This is a genomic window from Thauera sp. AutoDN2, from assembly GCF_051280715.1.
In the GTDB taxonomy this organism is placed as follows: Bacteria; Pseudomonadota; Gammaproteobacteria; order Burkholderiales; family Rhodocyclaceae; genus Thauera.
Genome location: NZ_JBNCAR010000064.1, coordinates 1 through 6,152 on the forward strand (window position 1 = coordinate 1; position 6,152 = coordinate 6,152).

Genomic DNA, 6,152 nt, shown 5'->3' on the forward strand with positions numbered 1-6,152 from the left:
TAAGGGGGTGGGTCGATCCGTTACGGCGTAACGGCGCTGCGGATCAGTGGTAGTAGTGCGCGCCGCGCAGGTTGGCGTGCGCATCGGGCAGGGCGAGTTCGGCCTGTTGCGGCGCACTCGCCGGCAGCGGTGCGCGATCGAGCCCAGTCTTGAGCATCGAGGCGAGGTTCTTGTAGCGCATCGCCCCGAGCGCGACGGCGCGGGTGGCGGCGGCCTCCAGCCGTGTGTTGCCGTACTGGCGTGCCAGGCGCATCAGCCCCAGGCAGGCGCGGTAGCCCTGTTCGGGGTGCGGCATGCGTTCGAGCTGGAAGGCGACCACACGCTCGGTGTGCGGCCCCACCGTGGCGCCCCAGGCGATGAGCTTGCTGGGCGACCACTGGCGGTGGGCCTGGTGCGAGGCGGGCATGTGCTCGGTGAGTGTGCTGAAGGCGCCGCGCCGGTGGCTGCGGGCATGCACCGCCACTCGGCGTCCGCCGGCGAAGCACTCGATGCTCGAGAGCGTGACGCGAAGTTCCAGCACCTGCCCGACCAGCGCGTGGGGCACGCTGTAGTAGTGGCCGTCGAACTCGACGTGATAGTCGATGTTGGGCTTGGCCTTCTTCCACTGGGCGAACTGGAACGGCGTGGCGGGCAGCGCACGCAGCGCCGGCTGGTCGAGCGTCTCGAAGGCGCTGCGACGATTGCCCGGCAGGCGCTGGAAGGGGCGTGCGTTAAGATCCTCGAGCAGCTCGGCGATGGCCACGTCGAGCTCGGCCAGCGAGAAGAAGCGCCGGTGCCGCAGCCGCGCCAGGATCCAGCGCTGCACGATCTGTACGCCCACCTCCACCTTGCTCTTGTCCTGCGGCTTGTAGGGGCGTGCGGGCAGGATCGCCACGCCGTAGTGCTGGGCGAACTCGGCCGTGGTGCGCTGCAGTTGCGGCTCGTATCGGTCCGGTTCGCCGACCATGGAGCGGGTGTTGTCGGGGACGATCAGCTCGGGCGCGCCGCCGATGAAACGCAGCGCCCGCCCCAGCGCCCCCAGCCAGTCAGCCTGCGACTGCGTGGCCGTGGCGCAGGCGAAGGTGTAGTTCGAGGCCCCGAGCACGGCCACGAAGATCTGCGCCCGAGAAATCTCGCCGGTCTCGGCGTCGACGATCGGCACCGTGTCGCCCGCGTAGTCGATGAAGAGCTTCTCGCCGGCGCGGTGCACCTGGCGCATCGAGCGCTTGAGGCCCTTGGCGAAGTCCCGGTAGAGGTCGCAGAAGCGCGAATACTGGTAGGTCGGCCCGGCCGTCGCCTGGACGTACTCCTCCCACAGCAGTGCCAGGGTGACGTTCTTGCGCTTGAGGCCTTGATGGACGGCGGCGAGATCGGGCATCCGGTAGCCCACCGCCGTCCCGCGCGGACGCGGCGTCCCGCCCAGCAGGGCACGCAGGCGCGCCTCGTCGGCCGCCGCCAGTTCGGCCCAGCTCACGCCGCTGGCCTCGGCCGCCTTCACATACTTGGCGACGACGCCCTTGGAGATCGACAGCGCGCGCGCGATGCGCTCATGCGAGAGCGCGCAGTCGTACTTGAGCCGTAACAGCTCCTTGATGTTGTGCATGGCAATCCGCTCCGCCGGCATCCCTTCGCTCCGCGCAAAGCGCGCGAGGGTAGCCGTGACAAGGATGGTTGCCACGCTGGCCGCACAGGCCGTTCCGATTTGATCGTGACCGACGATTCCGACAACGTGACCGGTGATTCCGACGACGGACTGAATCGGTCACGATCAAATCGGAATCGCCGGTCACGACCTCGGAATCACCGGTCACACCCTTCTCGGAATGGGCGGTCACGATGGGTCGGAATACGCATCCAGCCTCAAAAACGGTTGCTGTGCCATTTTTAACGCAATACCGATGGGTTTTCCCCACGATGAACCCCCAAGACAGGAGCGGGAGCGAAGGATATATATTTTGCACGAAAGAAGGAGATACCCCCCAGCCGACGGCCAGGGGGCTTGAAGCAGGTGATCAGGTCGCAGACCTGATCACCTGGGCGGGACCCCGATGAGGGCCAGCCACTCGTTGTCACCATGTGCCAACTTTTTGCTGCGAACCACTTCATCTGCGTGAAGTGGTTCATGAGGGACTTTCACCCTCGCGCCTTGGTGCCACCCAAGGCGCCGTGAGTGGGGGCCAACCCGCTCACCGTCACACATCACACAACACACTGGGGCTGCCAACCCCCGCGCGTTCTCGCACGACATCAGCTTTCGTACCGAGCTCGTCGCCCGTCCTGCTCTCGACCGCATTGGTCAGCCGTTCGCAGACTCCTACTCGCCGAATCTCCCCCGCTTCCTCTCACTGGTGCCACCCAGCTCGTCGAGGTTCAGCGGTTCCCTGCTTAGACAGATGCCCTCCCGCGTTGCGGGGTGGGGCGCTTCCGCTACTACGTGTGTTTAGCGGTTGGCTCCACGCGTCAGACTTAGCCCTGTGGGCTTACCCCAGCTTGCGCCGGGTTTCCGGGGGCAAAGATTCCAAAAATCCTCCCGTACTACCTGCCGAGCTTCATTACCGACCAATACACCACCGCATCACACACTCCCAGATGCTCCCTCTTCGGGTTGCAAGTACATGCTTGAGCTGTGCATCGACCCCACGCTTCCGTGGGTGCCAGCGCTTCTAGGTTTCCCCTCAGCGCCCTGTCGTCTTTCAACGACCTCAGAAGCCTACATGCTGGGCCTCGTCATCCGCGTCTCCGCTGATCCCGAGGGCCGGACTGGGTACCGGCTTTCACGGCTGCCAGGTACACATCCATTACTGGAGTGCCCGTTTCGCAGTCGCCCAATCCTGCCCGTGATTCGCCAACGGGAGCGGATTGAGTCGAAGGGGGGATTTCACCCCCAGCGCTCGTTTCAGCCGCACCAGCCCTATTAGAGGCATGCGGCTAAATCGTGCTTGCGACCGTCGGCAACGGTCGCTCGGGGCATCCACCCCTGCGCTTGTGTGTGTCGGGGCTGGCAGCCCCCGGTGATAAATGAGGGCGGCAACCCTGTGCGACAGTTCGATCTTACCGACACGAGAGTGCCTGCGCAAACATACGGAATCTTAATATGTTGCCTGCGTTAAGCTATTATTCGGTATCAAGACTGCTTTCGGCTTAGTAAATGGCTCAGTATCTGGACTGGTTCATCTTCACAAAAAAGACCGTAGTCATGCAAAGACTTGGAGACCTGGCCCGGACCGGACATATTTTCTACGTGGCCGGGCAGATCCCGCGTGAGAAGGCTGGCTACCTTGCCGGCAAGCTGGATGACCTGTACCAAGCAGGGTTGTCGCGGTTGGAGCAGAGCAGGAAAAGGAAGGCAGGAAAGGCCAGTTTTCGCCTGCTGATGCTAGCGGACGCGGAGGATGCTACGGGGCCAGTGTCATGGTGGCTGGTCCGCACAGAAGGTGAGGTGCCGGCACCTGCGGAACGAGAGCGGTGGCGCAATCTCCTTGTGGATCGGCTGAAGCTGACAGGTTATGAGCTTGTCCGTCAGACGCGGGCGGGGGCGTCAGCCCCTGCCTGGACCTGGAGGTATGAAAAGGAGCAGGAACAAGCTTTGAGACATGCGCTGCTCCGAGCCATCAGGAGTCGGCGCGACGACGAGCTCCGCCAGTTGATTCATACCATCTGGCGCACGCCGGGCTTTGCCGGGGCGCGGGCGCAGGCGAAACGGTTTGCAGATCTCATCCGGTCCGACTGGAAACGCAGTCGCGGGACGGAAGTGCTACCAGAGATTCCGCAGGCACTGGGCTACGTGCGCCGGTTAGCTGACGTGGGACTCAAGTTGAGCGAATTGGGTGTCAGGGTGCGCGGGCACCGCCGTTCATAAACCTCTGTGTATGCGCATACATGTGGTGGTTGGGGACGTCTCAGAAAACGGAAAATAAAGTACGTTAAGCCATTGGCATGGCCACCGCTCTCGCAAACGATCATTTTCAAGAAGCCACCGTGAGAATGCGGGCCGCGCCAGTGCTGGCCTTGTCCGTCCCGTTCTCAAAAACCGCTCTCGAATCGAGCCGCCGAGACTGCCGAGTTTCGAGAACAGCCGAAACGCCGCTTCCAGCGGCAGACGCCACACGCAAAGCCGCGCCGTTGCTGGATCGAGCATTCCTTAGCGTGCTTTAAATTCCGTTTTCTGAATCGACCCCGACTACGACCACGAGGGCTGGTTCCTCAACATGGTCGGGATGTACTGAGGGTGCCGGTCCACGCAAGACCGTCGACGTTCAGCCGTCCACGGTCTCCTCGCCGCCATCCTTGGACAGCTCTTCGGCCCGGCGCTCATCCAGGTGGCGCTGCAGGCGGGCCACGTCTTCGGGCGACCAGTCGTCGATGCCGGTGACTTCCAGCCAGGCGTTGATGTAGTGCGATGGCGCGTAGACGTGGCCGAAACCCATTGGTGCGCTCATCGACAGCGAAGTATCCATTGCCATCTGCATCATCGTCACGACCGGATACCAGCGCATCGCCGGGGATACGTCCGGCGGGCGCGGGGCATCGAGCAGTTCCGGTTCGCGGAAGAAGCCGTGACGGTCGAAGAACGTCACCGCGTCGCTGCCGTACTGCAGGTAGACCACGCGCATCGGGCCCCACGGCGTGCCGGGCGGGGTGGAGCTGCCGTCCTGGTTCATGAAGCGGACGAACGAGCCGTCCTGGAACTGCGGCAGCCACACCGGCGAACCGGGATTGCGCGAGCGGGTCAGCCCGGCCCACTTGCTAGCGGCGAACGGAGGTCCGCTCCAGACCGCGCCATCGAATGGTTCGCCGAGCAGCTCGAACATCTCGAACGAGCGTTCCGAATTGAGCGCGCCCAGGCTCAGGCCGTGCAGGTACAGCTTCGGCCGCCGCTCGGGCGGCAGCGTGCGCCAGTAGCCGTAGACCTCGCGGAACAGTGCGCGCGCGGTGACCCCGCCTGTGTCCGGATCCAGGAACAGCGTCAGCGGACTGGACAGGTACGAGTACTGCACCGCGACGCTGGCCACATCGCCGCGGTAGAGATATTCGATGCCGTCGATGCCGGACGGGTCGACCCAACCGGTGCCGGTCGGAGTGATGATGATCAGCGCCTTGCGCTCGAAGCCGCCGACGCGCTTGAGTTCTTCCAGCGCCAGCTGGGCGCGCTCTTCGGGCGTGTCGCCGGTGGGCAGGCCCGCGTACACGCGCAGCGGCGCCTTGGCGCCGGGACCGGCGTAGGCGGCGAGTTCGTCGGCGGTGGGGCGGGCATCGACGTAGCGCCGGCCCATGCGCCCGAGCTGGTTCCAGGCCACTAGCGACTGCGCGCTGCCGGGGCTGTCCCATTCGGTCGGCGGCGGCATGTCGGGCGGGATCAGTGCATCGGCCTGGCGATAGGAGGCGTCCAGGATGTCCAGCAACGAGGACAGGATCACGCCGTTGACCAGGCCCACCAGCAGCAGCACGCCGGCGATCGCACCGACCACGTGCGCGATCCGTCGCGGCACCTTGCGGGTGACCAGGCGCATCACCGCCTTGATGATCATCAGCGCGATGCGGCCCAGCACGACCAGCAGCAGCGCCACGACCGCCGCACCCGCGAGTACGCCCAGGATGCGCGATGGACCGGCGGGAGCCAGGTGCATCAGTTCGCGGACGATGTTTTCCCAATGCTGGCTGCGCCAAAGCGCGAGCGCGGCGATGACCGCGCAGGCGACGACCGCGATACGGCGGCGACGCGGCTGTCCCGCCGGCCCGGGGAGCGGCAGCTCCAGGTATCCCCACAGCCAGCGCAGCAGCACGCCCAGGCCGTAGCCGGCGGCCAGGCACATGCCCGACAGCACCGCCTGCGCGACCGTGATCCGTGGCGTGAGGCTGGGCGTGAGCGAGGCGGCGAAGAACAACGTCCCCAGCACGAGCCCGGTATTGCCAAGGCGCGCCAGCAGCGAACGCCGGAGCCGGGTGAACCAGCCATCGGATGTAGTACCGGAAGCGAGTGCAGCGTCGTCGTCCTGTCGCATCAAGTATCCCCTGCGAGTGGTCCCCTTGGGCCAATATACCGGACACGGATAGGCGTTTTAACCGCATGAGGCCAACCGCACCACCTACGAATATGACGGCCACGACCGCCGGGTGAAGCTGCGCTACCCGCACCCCACCACGGTTGGCACCTCATCGACCACCGACTACGA

At 65.0% G+C, this 6,152-nt stretch carries 3 protein-coding genes; 1 reads left to right on the forward strand and 2 read right to left on the reverse strand.

The features are described from left to right. Positions 1–43 precede the first annotated feature (43 nt). Complete coding sequence (gene istA, locus ACPT9U_RS17100) at positions 44–1,603, reverse strand: IS21 family transposase (protein WP_435751833.1); 1,560 nt, start codon at positions 1,601–1,603, stop codon at positions 44–46. Between the two features lie 1,524 nt (positions 1,604–3,127). Here istA and ACPT9U_RS17105 point away from each other — a divergent pair. After that, positions 3,128–3,838 carry a hypothetical protein gene (locus tag ACPT9U_RS17105; RefSeq protein ID WP_435751834.1) on the forward strand — a complete coding sequence of 237 codons (711 nt, stop codon included), beginning with the start codon at positions 3,128–3,130 and terminating at the stop codon, positions 3,836–3,838. 397 nt (positions 3,839–4,235) lie between these two features. Here ACPT9U_RS17105 and ACPT9U_RS17110 read toward each other — a convergent pair whose 3' ends face one another. Continuing rightward, positions 4,236–5,981: an alpha/beta hydrolase gene (locus tag ACPT9U_RS17110; protein ID WP_435751835.1), complete on the reverse strand. Its 1,746-nt coding sequence runs from the start codon at positions 5,979–5,981 to the stop codon at positions 4,236–4,238. Positions 5,982–6,152 lie beyond the last annotated feature (171 nt).

What these genes read in the sequence shown, in the direction of transcription:
- ACPT9U_RS17110 (WP_435751835.1), bottom strand. Translation starts at nt 5,981, where the DNA reads ATGCGACAGGACGACGACGCTGCACTCGCTTCCGGTACTACATCCGAT.
- istA (WP_435751833.1), bottom strand. Translation starts at nt 1,603, where the DNA reads ATGCCGGCGGAGCGGATTGCCATGCACAACATCAAGGAGCTGTTACGG.
- ACPT9U_RS17105 (WP_435751834.1), top strand. Translation starts at nt 3,128, where the DNA reads ATGGCTCAGTATCTGGACTGGTTCATCTTCACAAAAAAGACCGTAGTC.